Genomic DNA, 18,075 nt, shown 5'->3' on the forward strand with positions numbered 1-18,075 from the left:
CGCTTTGCGGCAACTGTCCTATCATAGCTCAAAATTTTGAACTCAGCTTTTTGCTTCCCCTGTTTTGTTTTCTAAGGTTCCGCGTGTCTTCGAGCTTTGCTTTGTTTAACCGTTAAACGTAGTTAGAGATTGGGTTGTTCAGCGATTGAATCGTTCAATAGTTGTCTTAACGACTCAAATCAACCAGGGTAAAATTCCGTTCTTATCTTATGCGATCGCTGCGGAACTACAGCGCCGTCAGTCTTGCAAACAGACACTCTTAGCGCGTAGCATCTGGGCTATTAATAAAGACGATGCAGTCTAAGAACCGCTGTTTGGGCGATGGCGCTTTTCTCCCACTGAGCCTTAAACCTGCGGGATCGCCAGGCTTAAGGACACGCTATGCGCAGCGGTATGCTTTGCGCTTATGCGATGGGCAAAGTTCTGGCAAGGGCGATCGCATATTGCGATCATCATCAATAACCAAGCATCTACACTCAACGAGTTTACCCTTAAGCAATTATGATTAGCATTCTCTACCTGGTGCAAGGAGCTTCGCTAGTAGTAGTACGCCACATCTGCTGCTATGACGGGTATGTAAAGACGTAGCTTACTACGTCTAAGAGCGAAAAACGCGAACACAAAACCCGTCAATCAAAATCTGTATGGTATACCGCTAGGGTGACATCAAGAGTTTTTAGAATTTTCGTAACTATAGATAGATGTATTACCACAAACAGCGTTATATCTTGCTTGTGTCAACGCTGACCAAGTATTTGTGGATAACCAAGGTGTTTTAGCGCTAGAGAAATTTCTGGTTGCCTTGCCTCTCAAGTAATGATCAGCAATTTAAGCAGCAATTTCATGAAGAATCATAGTAGCTCAGAAAAACAGACAATCCAGAAACAGTAGGATATGTAACAACTCTAAGACTGGCTAGAGATGTCGAGCATACTAGTGCTTAGCTTTGCATGACATAAATTTTTTTTTTGCAAATCAAAGGATTTACCAGCGGTTAAATTCTTGACTTTAAGAAGTTACGTGCTTGAACTCAAACCGCAATTTCATAACAAAGTATAAAGTTGTAATTATGAAAAAGAAAAATATAATTCTATTGTCGATGCTGGTTTTTGTCCCCATTTCAATTATTGCACAATCACTGCATCTGAATCCTTTAATCATTTTTGTTACTTCTGGTCTAGCAATTATTCCTTTGGCAGCGTTGATAGCTAATTCTACTGAAGAAATTGCAACTGTTATTGGTCCATCTTTAGGAGGTCTACTCAATGCTACTTTTGGCAATGCTACTGAGATGATTATCTCAATTGTTGCTTTGCGTGCTGGTTTAGTTGATGTGGTAAAAGCTAGCTTAACAGGCTCAATAATTGCTAATTTGCTCTTAGCATTAGGTCTTGCTATTCTTTTTGGCGGGTTGCGCTTTAGTGAACAAAGCTTTCAACCTGCTGTAGCTCGTCTTAATGGTTCTTCTTTAACATTAGCGGTAATTGTTTTGTTCACACCTGCTGCCATCCAATTTACTTCTGATGGTTTGCCGTCCTCTACTTTAAATTATTTTTCCTACGCTGCATCAATATTATTACTTATTTTCTACAGTCTCATGCTATTGTTCTCAATGAGAACTTCTACACCTACAGATTTTCTTGGAGATGCTGATGATCCGACTAATGAATCGAATCCCCATAAAGTTAATTTAGGGTTACAAGTTGCTGTTTTACTAACTTGCACTTTAGGGCTTGTATTTGTCTCTGATATTCTTGTTGAGAGTTTGGATCAAGCTATTTCTACCCTGGGTTTGACTAGCCTATTTACAGGTGTAATTCTTATTCCTCTTTTTGGCGGATTCGTAGAATATATAACTTGTATCACGTTCGCCACCAAAAATAAGATGGACTTGGCCGTTGCTGTAGCTATAGGATCTAGTTTACAAATTGCCTTGTTTGTAGCTCCTATTTTAGTTTTGGTTGGTTGGGTATTGGGTCAACCAATGAATTTAAGCTTTAATCCTTTTGAACTTGTAGCCGTTGCTATGGCTGTGTTGATTACAAATTCAATTAGCAACGATGGTCGTTCTAATTGGTTAGAAGGCGTTTTGTTACTGATTACTTATACTGTTTTAGGAACAGCGTTTTACTTCCATCCATAACTTAATTTTTTATGAGTTATGAATAATTAATATCTTAGAATTCCAAGACGGGAATAAAGTTTTAATTTATACCTGTCAACCCAGAGATATCTTATTATATTTATGTAGTAAATACTACTTCAGCCTAGAGCTAAATAAATAGAGTTTAAGTAGTGAAAGATAGTATTCAAACGTTTTGTGATTAAAAACACATTTTTTTTGTAAAAAACAACCATTCAATGGTAGAGCGAATTCTTCTTTCTTAGGGCTGAGAAAGGAATACTAAGCTCAAGTTACTGTAAGAAAGCATGCTAATTACTTAATTTATTTTTTTAAAAATCAAATGTTTCCAGGCATTTCAAAATTTACTTCCTTCCTGCTTACAAACAGACAACCTCGAGCAAGTAAGTCTTTCAAGCATTATCGTAATTAGTACCCGAATTGATTGATCTATGCGATCGCCGTAAGGCATGCGCTCCGCGCAATCGCCCTTGGCGGGACTTTGCCTATTGCGTAAGCGCAAAGCGTGCCGCAGGCATACGGTAACGTGTCCGGAGGACTCAGCAGGAGAAAAGCGCCATCGCTCAAAAGACACTGCACTTTGCGAAATCGCACGATTGTTAGTAATCGCCTATGTCAAGTGTATGCAGACATTTGCACATGGGGATCATTGCTAAATCTGCTGTTTCAGAGTTCCCCGTTGTTGTCATCTGTGAGATTTGTGCTGTTCTCGTTAGTTATGCAAATCACAAGACCCAAAGTACGCTTTTGTACTTAATCTCTAGGCGTTTCAGAATTTTGGAATGGTTTGCAACTGCAATCATAAAGTGTTGGGACTGTCGCCTTTTTTACTAATTGGGGCAAATAAGAATTTAGTCCGCTGAGTTCTAATGTTATGCTACAACAAAGCTCTTTATTTCCAAAGACGTATATCTAGACAATGGAGATTTCTACCTAGTTTCATCTCAGAACATCCTCCTAAAGGTAGACTCAAAATGAATTGTTTGTAGCAAATAATGAGCAGAAGCTGCGCTTCAAAGTTTTTTGTACAACTAAAGTTTTATTCGAGATTTATCTATGTTCGTAGCGCTCTGGCCCGGTAACGTTTATCCCTTAGGGGCAACCTGGGATGGTAAAGGTACAAACTTCGCTTTGTTTTCGGAAAACGCAACAGGTGTCGAGCTTTGTTTATTTGATAAAGAAGATAATGAAACACGCATCGCCCTGACTGAAGTAAGCAACTTCGTTTGGCACGGTTATCTGCCAGGAGTAGGACCAGGACAACGGTATGGGTATAGAGTGCATGGTCCTTATGCACCAAGCGAGGGTCATCGCTTCAACCCCAACAAACTGCTGATTGACCCATATACGAAGGCGATTGATGGCGATATTGGCAATGGCCCAGAACTTTTTGGCTACTCTTGGGAGTCTCCTGAAGAGGATTTATCTTTCTCAGAACTAGATAGCGCCCATTTGATGCCAAAGTCTGTTGTGATCGATCAGTCCTTTGATTGGGAGGGTGACGATCTGCTGCGAACCCCTTGGCACGAAACTGTGATTTATGAAACTCACGTTAAGGGCTTTACCAAGCTGCATCCAGATATGCCGGAAAAACTAAGGGGTACTTATGCTGGACTTGGACATCCCGCAGCAATTGAGCATCTCCAAAGGCTTGGGATCACAGCAGTTGAACTTATGCCCGTGCATCACTTTTTGTCCCATCCGGGACATCTTGTTAGCAAAGGGTTAAAGAATTATTGGGGCTATGACTCGGTCAACTATTTTGCTCCCTACTCCGGCTACAGTTCGTCTGGAAGAGTGGGAGAACAGGTTACTGAGTTCAAAGAGATGGTCAAAGCACTGCATCGTGCGGGAATTGAGGTCATTCTGGATGTGGTCTACAACCATACGGGAGAAGGCAACCATTTAGGTCCTACACTCACGCTGCGAGGCATCGATAATGCCATTTATTACCGTCTGGTAGAGAATGACCAGCGTTACTACATGGATTATACAGGTTGCGGTAATTCTCTATACGTGCGCCAACCGCAAGTTCTAAAGTTAATCATGGATAGCTTGCGGTATTGGGTGTTGGAGATGCACGTAGATGGGTTCCGCTTCGACTTAGCCTCGGCTTTAGCGCGAGAGCTATATGAAGTGAATAGTCTGGCAGCTTTCTTTGACATTATTCACCAAGACCCTGTGCTGGCTGGTGTAAAGCTGATTGCCGAACCTTGGGATCTGGGAACTGGTGGTTATCAAGTGGGTCAATTCCCAGTTCTGTGGTCCGAGTGGAATGGTAGGTATCGCGATACCGTGCGGGACTTCTGGCGTGGTATTGATGAGAGCTTGGGACAATTTGCTTACTGTTTCACGGGTAGCCCTGACCTGTATGCGTTGAACGGACGGCGACCTAATGCGAGTGTTAACTTCATCACAGCACACGATGGCTTTACCCTGAACGACCTTGTCAGCTACAACGAGAAACACAACGAAGCTAACGGAGAAGACAACCGGGATGGGGAAAGCCACAACCGCTCTTGGAATTGTGGAGCTGAAGGTGAAACGGATGATCCAGAAGTGTTGGAATTACGGGAACGCCTCCGACGGAACTTCTTAGCAACTTTGATGCTGTCCCAAGGTATCCCGATGTTGGTAGGGGGAGATGAAATTGGGCGGACTCAAAAGGGCAACAACAATGCTTATTGTCAAGACAATGAAATCTCCTGGTTCGATTGGGAGTTGCCACAGGGAAATGAGGATCTGGTAAATTTTGCCCGCGAGCTGATCTACTTCCGAAAACAGCATCCAGTATTTCGGCGGCGCAAGTGGTTTCAAGGCAGACCCATTTACGGAAAAGGTATCAGTGATATTGCTTGGTTCAACCCTGATGGTTCTGACATGACTGAGGAACAGTGGGACGTTGGTTATGCTAAGTCGGTTGCAGTTTTCTTGGATGGCAACCAACTTCCTAGTGTTGGTCCTAAGGGCGAGCGCATCAGTGATGATAGTTTTCTCCTATTCTTTAACGCTCACTATGACACGATAGAGTTTTCCTTACCAGAGGGAATGCAGCATAAAGAATGGGCTGTTGTGATTGACACAAAGGAGCCTCGCTTCGTTACAGAGGAAAGACGTTACACAGGGACTCAAGCAGTGCCAGTTGTCGCTCGCTCAATGGTAGTACTACGTCGGTTTGGATAAACGCAAGAGACTAGGAAAATGAGGAAGGAACAGAACAACTATTATTCTTCCTCGTTTTCCTGATCTCCCTCACTCAGAATTCTTCAATTCAGGACTCAGGACTTCGTATGAGAATTGGCGCTCATTATTTAGGTGACGGTCGTTGTGAATTTAGGGTTTGGGCACCGAATGCAGAAGCAGCTACGGTAAAAATAGTCTCACCCCAAGAACGCATAGTCCCCATGGAGCAGCAGGAAGGGGGCTACTGGCACCTTACCACTGATGACATTCAACCAGGAACACAGTACTTCTACCAATTAAATAATGGTGAATCGAGACCCGATCCAGCCTCAAACTTGCAACCTTTGGATGTACATGGTCCTTCACAGGTGATTGATCACAGCTTTACTTGGAATGACAGCAGTTGGTCTGGCATCCCTTTAGAAAGCATGATTATTTACGAATTGCACGTTGGGACTTTCACCCCGGAAGGAACTTTTGAGGCAATTATTTCCCGACTTAAGGATTTACAAGAGCTAGGGGTAAACGCGATAGAAATCATGCCAGTGGCTCAATTTCCAGGCGATCGCAACTGGGGTTATGATGGCGTTTATCCGTTTGCAGTGCAAAGCTCTTATGGTGGTCCCGAAGGGTTGAAGCGTCTGGTTGATGCGTGTCACCAACAAGGAATTGCGGTAATTCTGGATGTGGTTTATAACCACTTTGGTCCAGAAGGCAATTACATGAGCCACTTTGGTCCCTATTTTACGGAGACTTATCGCACTCCTTGGGGCAGTGCCATGAATTTTGATGATGCCCAAAGCGATAATGTACGTAACTTTTTTATTCAAAATGCTTTGTACTGGCTGCGGGATTATCATATTGATGGGCTACGTCTAGATGCCGTTCACGCAATCTACGATTTAGGCGCTAAACATTTTTTAGAAGAACTGGCAGAAAATGTTGCAGATCTTGGGCAGCAACAGGGGCGAAAACTTTATCTGATTGCAGAAAGTGATTTAAATGATCCCCGAGTGGTTCGTCCTGTAGAGTCAGGGGGATACGGAATTGACGCGCAGTGGAGTGATGACTTCCATCATGCCTTGCACGCGTTGCTCACTGAGGAACAGACTGGGTATTACTCAGATTTTGGCAAGTGCGAACACCTAGCAAAGGCTTACCAGGACACGTTTGTGTATGACTGGAAGTATTCACCCCATCGCCAACGCTTTCACGGGAACTCAGCAGGCGATCGCCCTTTCAATCAGTTTGTCATCTGCACCCAGAATCATGACCAAGTCGGTAATAGAATGCTGGGTGAGCGGTTATCGCACCTCGTATCCTTTGAAGCCCAGAAACTAGCCGCTGGTGCTCTGTTACTCTCTCCATATATTCCTCTTTTATTTATGGGTGAAGAGTATGGGGAAGACGCACCTTTTATCTACTTTGTTAGCCACTCTGATCCCGATTTAATTAGAGCAGTTAGGCAAGGGCGGAAACAAGAATTTGCTGCATTTCATGCTCAAGGAGAACCACCCGATCCCGAATCTACGGAAACCTTTCTCAAGAGCAAATTGAATTGGGAAAAACGCAAAGAAGGAAAACACCAAGCTCTCTGGTCGTTGTATCAACACCTCATCCAATTGCGTAATACCATTCCAGCTTTAGTGAAACAAGAGCGCCAAAATATGGAAGTAGGCTTTCTTGAAGCTGAAAAAATTGTTTGGTGGCGTAGATGGAGTGAAGATAAGCAGATACTTTGCCTGATGAACTTCAACCAAAGCGATACCACTTTTACCCCTACTTTTCCGGTTAACGACGGTCGGAAAATTTTAGATTCTGCGGATGAAAAGTGGCAAGGTTCTGGTTCTCTTTTACCAGAAAAAATGAGCAATGCACAAGAATTAACCCTGCGTTCTCAAAGTTTCGCACTTTACGAAAGCAGTGGACAGTAATCTGTAAACAGTAATCAGCGAACAATTATCCTTGTTCGCTGATACTTGAAAACTGAATAAATAATAAATGATAAATAATTAGTGGAAACTGATATGAGAATTCCAATTGCAACTTATCGAATTCAGTTCAATTCTGCTTTTGGCTTTGATGCAGCAAAAGCAATTACAAACTATCTAGCGGAACTTGGAATTTCTGACCTTTATGCTTCTCCCATCTTTAAAGCAAGAGCAGGAAGTACCCACGGATACGATATTGTTGATCCCACTGTGTTAAATCCAGAATTAGGAACCCAGGAAGCTTTTGAAGCCTTAGTCCAGGATTTACAACAGCGCAGCATCGGTTGGTTGCAGGATATTGTCCCCAACCATATGGCTTATGACAGCGAAAATAAGTATCTAATGGATGTCCTGGAAAATGGTCCTGATTCAAATTATGTTGACTACTTTGATATCGCCTGGAATTCTCCTTTTGCTAGTAGTCATGAACCGATTTTGGCTCCATTGCTAGGCAACTTTTACGGAGATTCTTTGGAGAATGGTGAAATTCAATTGAAGTATGATGAGAGTGGGCTGAATGTTAATTATTATAATTTAAAGTTGCCTCTCAAACTAGAATCTTATGCCAAATTTTTGACTCAAAATTTAGGCAAATTAGCCAAAAATTTAGGTAGGAAGCATCCAATCTTTGTGAGATTGCTTGGTATCCTTTACATGGTAAAAAATATTCCTTCGGAGGCTACAGCTCAGCAAAGACAAGACCAAGCAGCTTTTGTTAAAGGGCTTCTTTGGGAGCTTTATACGGATAATGATGATGTAAGAACATTTATTGATGAGAATTTACAACTTTTTAACGGTGAACCAGGAAAGCCAGAAAGTTTTAATCTTTTAGATAGTCTGCTTACTGAACAGTTCTTTCGCCTCTCTTATTGGAAAGTAGGGGCTGAAGAGATGAATTATAGAAGATTTTTTACCGTCAATGAGTTGATATCAGTCAAGATAGAAGAATTAAAGGTATTTAATAATACGCATGATCTGATTTGTAAGCTAGTGGATGAAGGTAAGTTTACTGGCCTGCGAATAGACCATATTGATGGTCTGTATGACCCAACTCAGTATTTAGAGAGGCTGAAAGAAAAAACAGGGGATACCTACATTACTGTTGAAAAGATTTTGCAGCCTGGAGAAGACTTACCAAGTAACTGGCCAGTTCAAGGTACTTCTGGCTATGATTACTTAAATTATCTCAATGGAATTTTCTGTAAAACTGACAATGAAGACAGGTTTACTCAAATCTACTGGGATTTTACAGGAAGTAGAACAACTTTTGAGGAAATTGTCCCAGAGAAAAAGCACCTGATCATAGATAGAAATTTAGCAGGTGATATTGATAACCTGGCTTTTCTCTTAAAGAAGATATCGGGTAAGTATCGCTATGGCAATGACTTTACAATCAATGGTTTGAAGCGAGCGCTGGCAGAAGTTCTCACTCGCTTTCCTATTTACCGAACTTATATCACTCAAGAGGGTATATCCGAAAGCGATCGCCTCTATACGCAGGAAGTGATTGAAGCAGCCAAAGCCAACACCCCGCTGTTGCAAAATGAATTGAACTTTATCGAGAAATTGCTGTTGCTGGAATACGATGATTCTCTGACTCAAGCAGAGAAAGACCAGTGGCTGTACTTTGTCATGAGATTGCAACAGTACACCGGACCATTGATGGCGAAAGGGGTTGAAGACACCGCTTTATACGTCTATAACCGCTTCATTGCCTTAAACGAAGTTGGGAGCGAACCTGGTCGCTTTGGCATTAGCGCTTCAGAGTTCCATGAGTTCAATCAAAAACGGCAAGACAGTTGGCCTCTGGCAATGAGTGCTAGCTCAACTCATGATACTAAGCGGGGTGAAGATATCAGGGCAAGGCTAAATGTTCTCTCGGAGATTCCTGAGGAATGGCAAAAACAAGTCCGCACCTGGAGTGAAATCAATCGTTCTCATAAAAAGACCGTCAAGCGTTTAACTATGCCAGACAGGAACGATGAATATCTTTTCTACCAAACGCTTGTTGGGGCTTATCCGTTTTTTGAACATGAGTATGCAAGCTGTGTTGAGCGCGTAAAAGATTATTTGCTCAAAGCGATTAGAGAAGCGAAAGTTTACACTGCTTGGCTGCGGCAAAATAGCACTTATGAAAATGCCTTCATTGATTTTGTCTCAGCTGTTCTGGAACCTTCGCAAGACAATCCTTTCTTAAAAGAATTTGTGCCTTTTCAGAAACGGGTTGCTTACTATGGCATTTTCAACTCTTTGTCTCAAGCTTTGCTGAAAGTTGCCTCTCCTGGAATCCCAGACTTTTATCAAGGAACTGAACTGTGGGATTTCAGTTTGGTTGATCCTGATAATCGCCGTCCGGTTGACTATGAAACTCGGCAATCCTATCTCAAAGCAATTAAGGAGCAAGCCAAGACAGATATTCTCAAGTTGATAGATGAATTACTGGCGAATAAAGAAGATGCCAGAATCAAGCTGTTCCTAACTACCCAAGCTTTAAAAGCGAGAAGAGAGTCTCTAGAAGTTTTTGAGAAAGGCAGCTACTTACCTCTAGAGCTGAGCGGCAAGTTTAAAGAACATATCCTTGCCTTTGCAAGAAGCAATGGTAGTAAGACGATTGTTACTATTGCTCCCCGCTTCTTCACCAATTTAATTCAGCCAGGAGAGTATCCCCTGGGACAACAAGTTTGGGATGACACAAGCCTGAAGTTACCAGCAGTGGGGGGTTCAGCGTGGAAAGAGGCGATTACTGAACAACCAGTTCAAGCTAATGGCACTCTACTGATTGGCGAAGCGCTGAAACATTTCCCTGTGGCTTTGCTAGTTAGCCAAAACTAATCAAAATTAAACCACAGATTAACACAGATGGACACAGATAAATAACTCGTGTTCAGCGTTCCAAATTAAAAAATATCCAACTTTTTTTGTGGGATGGGCATCTAGCCCGTCCTATAAAGTGGGCGGGCTGGATGCCCACCCCACAAGATTGGATAATTTATTTGTTGGAAATCCCTAATCTCTGTGCATCTGTGGTTTTAAATGAAATATGATGCCAACTTTTTCAGCCATTCCTCGGCTTCTTTGTACAACTTAAACTTACGCTCATCCCGGCGAAACTCTGGTGTATGAACCATTCTTCTGCCATTCACCCATGTAGCGCCGTGGAATTTGTGCAGGAGTTCGTGATACAAGACAAACTCAACCACAAACTCGGGAATTTTTGCATCGTCAAGAGTCAAACCAATCATTACCCTGTCTCTTGCTGGCTCATAATGACCGAATTTACGATAAGTGTTAATCTGGCTCCAAATGAGACGCGGTTTGACTAAAGAACAAGCGAAATATTCACGATTGACTTTGTCAAATAACTCATCCAGGTTATAGCACTTTCCTCTTGCATTCTCTACAATCACTTCAGTTATTAAATCAAGCTCTATCAATACAGAGCTATATTCTTCGCTTGCTGCATAATCTCTAATAAGCCGCGTCGTTTGTTGACACTTGCCGAACAAAGCTGCTTTCACGAGTGCTTCCAAAGTGTCATCACTAGCATTGATGAAACCTTCGCTAAGTGTGAGAGCCGCTTCTACTAAAGAGCGTTTGCATTTATATATCCCCGTTAAATGAGTTAACTCAACAACGACATTGAGCGGCTGAGCATATATCTTACAGAGTTTTTCAGCAATTTGCTTGACTCGATAAATTGTTTGAAGATGAAGTTGGAGGTTGCGTTCATAAGTCAAAAACTTCATCCATGCATAAATTTGGCGTGAGGAACGGGTGAGATTGGCTGGTGTTGCTTGCGATGCAGCGCAAATTTTTTCAATTGCTGCAACAGTTTGAATCAAAGTTTTAGCGAGTTCTTGTATCTGAGCAGTGTTTGGTGTCGGACTTGAGGCTAAGTTGGCAATCTTCTGCAAAATTGCACCTTGTTGCGTTTTGATGTTCTTGAGGCGGATTGTCTGCACTTTATCTTGAGTCGGCTGAGTTTCAGCTAAAGGCAAGTTGTCCAAGTCAATACTCTTGAGAAAATAGTAAGCCTGACGCGATCGCGTTGGTAACTGACTTGGTGTCATTCTCCCGTGAGCACACAACTGCTCAATAGTCTCGATAGAGTTTGTCATGAATTTTTTAAAATCTGCAACATCGCTCGGTGCTATCCCAGCCTGCAAGCGATTTCGTGCTACTTGAGCTGCTTTGACGATTCCGCGAATTTGTACCATACTGTTTTCTTTTTGCCTAAACCCTTTACCAATCCCACTGCAACTATGAAACCACTGTTAAAACCTGAATTCGATATAAGAAAAATAACTGAAAGGTAGGCAAGTAGAGATTTACAGCCTCTTGCTCCAAGCTTCCTGTTGTTAATAAGCTAACATTAATGAAAATCGTTGAGGGATCTGGGTTTAGGTGATTTTGTGATTTTATCCTGAAAACGATGACTCCTGTGACTCCTGAAACGGGCAAACATCCCATACCTGAGCTTCAATAAAAAGGTCGTATTTTCGGCTTTCCTCTGTCCGCCATTCCTCGCTTGGAGTTCCAAACTTGTCAATGATTTTGAAAATTTCGTTCAATAAAAATACCTGACCATGATATTCGGAGTGATAGAAAACCTTGTCTGTCTGACTTCGCAACCAATAGCTTATCATGCTATCGGGATAGGTGAAGCTAATTTGTTCTGAACTAAAAACTGATACAGGAAGCTGTATCTTATTGCTCTGTCCAGAGTAACCTTCTTCAATCCATATCGCTCGTTCAACCACAAAGTATTGGGGATACATAGAAGCTGGTTGACCTCCCTTCTTAATAAACTCGTCTCTCAACCAGCTCTCTGTTTCTCGCCTGAACTTTAGGTATTTCTCAGGGTTGCTAAACCTGCGATACACAGCCCCAGTTCGACTGTGCAAGTCAGATATCACTTTGAGAGCGTCTTGCTGGTTTAGAGATGACAAGTTTTGAAATGGACAATCATCTCTATGGTAGTAATGCGTGAGAATCATTTATGGCTATCTGTATAGAAATAAACGCAATGTGTGAGGTTTGCACATAGCTATCGGCTAATAGCTAATTGCCTTGTTATCATTGTTAGCAATTAGTTATTATTAGCAGTGATACTTAATTCATTATAATGTTCTATATTTGACAGATAATTTTTAGCCTTTATAAGGTAGATTGATATGAATTCAAAAAAAATGAACAATAAAAATTTGCAAAATTTTGATGAAATTTTACGGGAAACTATCCAGGAAAATTTACAGAAAATTATAGATGAAAGCTTAAATAAGCATCTAGAAAATTGTATACTAGAAAGTTTTAATAAATATATAGAGGAGCAAAAAAAATTACAACGGACTTATTACACAAATACTAACGCGATCCTCGACAACAGTACTGCTGTTAAAGAATTATACGATAAACTTGAACAAACGTTGGGAGAACTTGACGATTTTAGAAATTCTGTGGAAAAAATGCTTATAGAGCAACGCCAGATAAATGGGGAACTGCAACGAAAAATTAATCATTGGGAACAGGCTGCTACCGAGTTTTTTTGTTTACTAGAGAGGGCTGCTGATTATGAAACAGATGAAAATACACGGTTAATAAATAGAATATTAGATGGATTTGCTCGTATTGTCATGAATTTAGGAATGGAGCGTATAATTCCACAACCAGATGAATCACTCAACGAAAAATTTCATGAAGCTATTGATGAGGAAGAATCAAATATCACACCAGGAAATATTATTAGATGTGTTAGTTGGGGTTATAAAATTGGGGACAAAATGATTGAAAAAGCGAAGGTAGTTGTGGCATCACCATTACAAAAAGCTGAAAATGGAACTCAGTTGTAAGGTAGTCAATGCCCAATATAGTGAAGTGAAAATTTTACGCTGGGAAAGGAGTAATTTAAGCAATGACCAAAAATTATGCTATTGGAATTGATTTAGGAACTTCCACATCTGAAATTTGTGTTTACCGAAATAATGAATCATTTCCAATTCCTGACCCTGCTACAAAATTGGCTATTATTCCATCAATTGTTGCTATTAATAAAAAAGGTGAACTTTTAGTAGGAGAAAATGCCCGCAGTTGGGTTGATGTATCAGGTCGTGGAGTTCGCGAAGTTAAGCGGAAAATGGGAACTGGAGAAACAGTGAAACTGCTAGATACAGAGTATCGACCTGAAGAAATTTCGGCTCTGATTCTTCGCAAACTTAAGGAAAATGCTGAAGAAGCACTAGGAATTACGATTCGAGAAGTTGTACTTTCTGTTCCAGCTAACTTTCCAGATGCTGCTCGGCAAGCAACACTGAATGCAGGTGAATTGGCAGGATTAAAAATTATTCGCCTGATTAATGAACCAACAGCAGCAGCTTTAAGTTTTGGCATCAATAATATTGATATTGAAGAACAGCTTGTTGTCTTTGATTTCGGTGGTGGAACATTAGATATTACCGTATTAGAAATGGTTGCTGGTGTTCTTGATGTCAAGTGTAGTTTTGGTAATCCCCAGTTGGGAGGTAAAGATTTCGATGAGGCAATGATGGCATTACTGAAGGCTAAATTTCAAGCTGAAAATCCTGGAGCAGAAATTTCTGAAAAAGCTCATGGCGCACTCAAAGAAGCAGCAGAAAAAGCTAAAAAAGTGCTTTCTACACAGCGATCGCATGACGTACGAATTCCCTATTTTGCAGCCCAAGATGGTGAATTTATTGACTTAGAGGTGGAACTGACGCAGCAAGAATTTGAGGAGGCGATCGCACCTCTGTTAGAAAAGGCGCGGGAGTGCATACGTCAAGCACTGAATGCTAAAAAGCTACGCCCCAGTGCTATCAACCGGGTGTTACTTGTAGGCGGTACAACTTACATTCCTGCTGTTCGCCAATTAGTCGCAGAAATGTTTGGCAAAGAAGGTAAAGCACCCGATATTGGTGCAGACTTGGCTGTGGGTGTTGGTGCATCTGTTCATGCTGCTCTTGCTCAAAATTTCATTCCTGAAGATTCAGGTCTTATTCTCACCGATGTTGCTCCCTTTGGATTGGGGATTGAAGTGGTGAGTAACGTTGGCGGACAATATATGCTGACCTACGAACCTTTGATTCAGCCTAATACAACAATTCCTTATTCTACTCAAAAAACTTACACACTTTTAAGAGCAGATCAAAAGCGGCTAGAAGTTCGTCTTTATCAAGACAATACAGGAAGCGCAAAGCTACCGAATGAAGCGATTGACACAGGAATAGCCACAGAAATTATAGATATTCCTCCGGCTGCTGACGGTCATCCCTATCCTGTGGAAGTAGAATTTTCTTATGACATCAATGGGATAGCTAAACTTAAAGCCACCATTCCCAACATTAACAAAAGTGTAGAGTTATCCTACGGTTACTCAGTCAAGCGCATGGCTAGTAAAGATATAGCTGATGCTGCTTCTCGCCTCAAAGAACTGTGGAAGCAAAATGCCAAGGCAAAGCAATACGAAGGGTTAATCAATAAGGCAGAACGGTATATGGCTGGAATCCCGCCTCAGGAAAGGTCGCCGCTCTCTGATATTGTTATGGAACTCAAAAAAGCTTTGATGAATGACAGCATTGAAGAAATCCAAAACGTGGGCGATCGCCTTGTAGACTTCTTGTTTGACTTAGAAAACGACATGGAAGACTAACAAATGGTATATGAATTTTATCATATCCTGGAGATTTCCTCTCAGGCATCTGCTGATGAAATCAAACAAGCTTACTTCCGGTTAGTTCGCAAATATTCTCCTGAAAAAGATCCAGAACGGTTTCAGCAAATTCGCGTCGCTTATAACACGCTTTCTGATCCAAAATCGCGAGAAAATTATGACGCCATGCAAAAGCACGGTGACGAAATTAAAGACTTGATTGACCAAGCAGAAAAGAACATCCAACTAGAAGAATGGTCAACTGCGATTCCCTTGCTTAAGCAAGTTCTTGTTCTAGCACCAAAAATGGATACTGCTCGCAATCTACTAGGTCTTTGTTACATTCATACTAAAAATTGGGATTTTGCTGTCAAAGTCTACAAAGCATTAACTAAAACTAATCCTGATGTAGCACTTTATTGGAGTAATTTGGGTTGTGCTTACAAACTGCAAGCTGAGTGTTTCAATAAGCAAGAGTTTAGTAAATTTCAACTTTATCACAATGCTCGTGAATGCTATCAGCAAGCAGTTAACTTGGAATCATTTAATTCTGTACCTTATTTAGAGATAGCAGAAACTTACCTTAGTGAAACGAATTACTCAGAAGCATTGGCTTGGGCAGAACTGGCTATTGCTGCTGATGGAAAAGCTGATTATAATGACTTTGAAGCTCTTTTCTTTATTTGCCGTGTTCACTTTTGTAATAATCAGTCACACAAAATTGAAGTCATAGCCAAGAGAATAATATCTTTACTACCTGAAAATATATTAGAAATACGACAATATGCTGCTAACCGATTTGCAAATATGGGAATTGAAATTGCAAAAAGTGCTGCTCAATCAGTTGATTTTAATATGTGGAGAGCGGCTTTTGAATTTATCAAGGCAGCAAAAAATTTAGATTCAAGTAATTTAGGTATTCAACAAATTTGTGTAAAATTTGAGGAAATAGTATCAACTATTAACCAGTACGAAACCCTTAGCCAAGATTACCTAATCATCCAAGGATTCCAAAGACTAGCGGCATTTTGTTTAGCTGATTATTTTGATTTTTATGATTCAGCGCCTGAAAGAAAAACTTTTCTGAATGACATACTAACTGAAATATTAGCTTCTCCGACAAGCACTATTTTTTCATCACTTGAGAGAATAAAATTTTACTATCCTGTGGTGTATGGATTGAACACAGAACTGTTCAATCGAATTGAGCAAGTCGCTTGTGTACCTTAAGAGGGTTCAGTGATTAGTTGAAGAAAAACCCAGCTTGGACAGAACTCAGAGAGCAGAATGCACTTTCGTTGGGGATTCAGATGTACTACGTTTTATATAGCAATCCTATTTGATTTGCAAACACCCAGAGGCTTAGATCCCCGACTTCTTCAAGAAGTCGGGGATCTTTTTGTTATAAAATTGTAAGTGGTTCTCGACACCGCTGGGAGCCGCTAGTCGTGTCACTTTAAATATCCAACTTTTTTTGCATTTTTTTGCCCACAAAGGCTCTGTAGTTGATATATTTGAAAAATTAATAGGATTTCCTCTAACCTTAGCAACATATTTTGTAGATTTATGTTATCCTGGGTTATAGGATTTATATTCGGTTGTGCAGTTTGTGTTTTATCTATTTACAAGCGTCTCTCCGAATCTAACTCTCTACATAGTCTGATTCTGGAGATGTTTCATGTCAATTTACGTAGGTAATTTATCTTACCAGGTCGAGCAAGATGACCTCAAACGCGTCTTTGCAGAATATGGAACTGTTAAGAGCGTTCAATTGCCTCTAGACCGGGAAACGGGTCGTGTGCGTGGGTTCGCTTTTGTAGAAATGGGATCAGAGGCAGAAGAAGCCGCAGCGATTGAAGCCCTGGACAGTGCTGAGTGGATGGGTCGTAATCTGAAGGTTAATAAAGCTAAGCCCAAGTCAGACTCAGGTTCTGGTGGTGGTGGTAGATGGGGGAACAATCGTGGTGGTGGTGGTGGCGGATACTCTCGTGATCGCTACTAATCAGCTTTGAAACAAAGAATTTAAGTCTAAGATTTCAAGGGCAGATTCCTTGTCTGCCCTTTTTTGCTATCCAGCTTACAGAATTGCTCATGTCCAACCACTAATTTAGCTAATTTAAAAGGAGATAGGATGACCCAAGTGATTCTTGGCGAAAATGAAGGAATTGAGTCAGCCCTCCGGAGATTTAAACGAGAAGTTTCCAAGGCAGGAATTTTTCCAGATTTGAAGAAGCATCGTCACTTTGAAACACCCCTTCAAAAACGCAAGCGTAAAGCAGTTGCTAATCACAAGCAGCGTAAGAGTCGTTTCCGATATTGAGGACAAGTATCAGCAAATCAAGCTATGCTGACCAAACTGATGTCATAATTACCCAGGCAGTACTCAGCTATGCCCAATTGCCTGGGTAACAATGTTTGATGGAACACAAGATGACTCAGTAAGGAACAGTCATCACGCTTTAAACATCATAAGGATATTTAAAGATTATAAAGATATTTTGAGTGAGAGTAGATTACAACTTAAAAAAAGATTTGCTTAACGAATGTTTTATTAACAGGTATAGTTAACCGTGACCCCAGAAACCAAACACATAGTTAGCGAACTTAGGCATGAGTTCTACTGTCTGTTCGCTGCTGCGATGAATGTGCCGGTGAGAATAACTGGTGCATCCTATAGTAGTAATTCCCCTATCGCGTCTTGGGTGGATGATAGGCAACGCCTAAACTACTTGAATGTCTACGCTTACACAGCACCTGATGAATTTATCCCATTCCGCCCGTTCATTCTTCGCTTAGCCATTAACAAGAGTGCTGGTAGAGTCACGGTAGTAAAAAAGGGGCAAGAATGTCGAGGTCTTAATCGCGTGTGGGACTTCGAGTTAACCTTATTGCCAGGGGAAATCTTAGACTTTCTCCCTTGGGTAGTGAGTTTAGTTCAGGCTTATGACAAAAATTTACCCTCATTGCTTGCGCCACCACCTCATCCATTTGAATTGAAAGTGCCAACGGTTGGGTTATTCAATGAAGCATGGACTCAGAAAGCTTGGCTGCTTGCAGAAGAAGCAACAGCAACGTTCATTTAGGTTACTGTATCG

13 protein-coding genes and 1 pseudogene are annotated in these 18,075 nt (G+C 41.1%); 12 read left to right on the forward strand and 2 right to left on the reverse strand.

What is annotated here, in order from left to right:
• The first annotated feature begins 145 nt into the window (after positions 1-145).
• From ACM0OZ_RS28660 to treY, 5 genes are all read left to right on the forward strand, one after another.
• Positions 146-304, forward strand: coding sequence for a hypothetical protein (locus ACM0OZ_RS28660; protein ID WP_414586237.1), 159 nt, complete (start codon positions 146-148; stop codon positions 302-304).
• 765 nt (positions 305-1,069) lie between these two features.
• Positions 1,070-2,143 (forward strand): calcium/proton exchanger, encoded by a 1,074-nt coding sequence (cax, locus tag ACM0OZ_RS28665; RefSeq protein WP_414586238.1) that lies wholly within the window; start codon positions 1,070-1,072, stop codon positions 2,141-2,143.
• A 1,056-nt stretch (positions 2,144-3,199) separates the two neighbouring features.
• On the forward strand, positions 3,200-5,326 hold the full coding sequence (gene glgX / locus ACM0OZ_RS28670; protein WP_414586239.1) for a glycogen debranching protein GlgX: 2,127 nt from the start codon (positions 3,200-3,202) through the stop codon (positions 5,324-5,326).
• Positions 5,327-5,433: 107 nt separating this feature from the next.
• Positions 5,434-7,260, forward strand: coding sequence for a malto-oligosyltrehalose trehalohydrolase (gene treZ, locus ACM0OZ_RS28675; protein WP_414586240.1), 1,827 nt, complete (start codon positions 5,434-5,436; stop codon positions 7,258-7,260).
• A gap of 93 nt (positions 7,261-7,353) precedes the next feature.
• Positions 7,354-10,149 (forward strand): malto-oligosyltrehalose synthase, encoded by a 2,796-nt coding sequence (gene treY, locus ACM0OZ_RS28680; protein WP_414586241.1) that lies wholly within the window; start codon positions 7,354-7,356, stop codon positions 10,147-10,149.
• A 197-nt stretch (positions 10,150-10,346) separates the two neighbouring features.
• Here treY and ACM0OZ_RS28685 read toward each other — a convergent pair whose 3' ends face one another.
• Positions 10,347-11,534 (reverse strand): M48 family peptidase, encoded by a 1,188-nt coding sequence (locus ACM0OZ_RS28685; protein WP_414586242.1) that lies wholly within the window; start codon positions 11,532-11,534, stop codon positions 10,347-10,349.
• A 201-nt stretch (positions 11,535-11,735) separates the two neighbouring features.
• Positions 11,736-12,314 (reverse strand): hypothetical protein, encoded by a 579-nt coding sequence (locus ACM0OZ_RS28690; RefSeq protein WP_414586243.1) that lies wholly within the window; start codon positions 12,312-12,314, stop codon positions 11,736-11,738.
• A 177-nt stretch (positions 12,315-12,491) separates the two neighbouring features.
• Between ACM0OZ_RS28690 and grpE the strand changes: the two genes are divergently transcribed.
• The 7 genes and pseudogenes from grpE (at position 12,492) to ACM0OZ_RS28725 (ending at position 18,063) form a co-directional block, all read left to right on the forward strand.
• A complete protein-coding gene (gene grpE / locus ACM0OZ_RS28695; protein ID WP_414586244.1) occupies positions 12,492-13,166 on the forward strand; it encodes a nucleotide exchange factor GrpE in 675 nt (224 codons plus the stop codon).
• Between the two features lie 62 nt (positions 13,167-13,228).
• Positions 13,229-14,980, forward strand: a complete 1,752-nt coding sequence (locus ACM0OZ_RS28700; RefSeq protein ID WP_414586245.1) for an Hsp70 family protein — start codon at positions 13,229-13,231, stop codon at positions 14,978-14,980.
• A gap of 3 nt (positions 14,981-14,983) precedes the next feature.
• Positions 14,984-15,151: pseudogene (locus ACM0OZ_RS28705) on the forward strand (DnaJ domain-containing protein); the annotation flags it as partial.
• Between the two features lie 15 nt (positions 15,152-15,166).
• Positions 15,167-16,210 carry a tetratricopeptide repeat protein gene (locus ACM0OZ_RS28710; protein WP_414586287.1) on the forward strand — a complete coding sequence of 348 codons (1,044 nt, stop codon included), beginning with the start codon at positions 15,167-15,169 and terminating at the stop codon, positions 16,208-16,210.
• Between the two features lie 448 nt (positions 16,211-16,658).
• Complete coding sequence (locus ACM0OZ_RS28715) at positions 16,659-16,982, forward strand: RNA recognition motif domain-containing protein (protein WP_414586246.1); 324 nt, start codon at positions 16,659-16,661, stop codon at positions 16,980-16,982.
• Positions 16,983-17,111: 129 nt separating this feature from the next.
• Positions 17,112-17,300 (forward strand): 30S ribosomal protein S21, encoded by a 189-nt coding sequence (rpsU, locus tag ACM0OZ_RS28720; protein ID WP_041034005.1) that lies wholly within the window; start codon positions 17,112-17,114, stop codon positions 17,298-17,300.
• Positions 17,301-17,550: 250 nt separating this feature from the next.
• Positions 17,551-18,063: a hypothetical protein gene (locus tag ACM0OZ_RS28725; protein WP_414586247.1), complete on the forward strand. Its 513-nt coding sequence runs from the start codon at positions 17,551-17,553 to the stop codon at positions 18,061-18,063.
• Positions 18,064-18,075: the final 12 nt, after the last annotated feature.

Source organism: Scytonema sp. PCC 10023, from assembly GCF_963920835.1.
Lineage (GTDB): Bacteria > Cyanobacteriota > Cyanobacteriia > Cyanobacteriales > Nostocaceae > Kalymmatonema.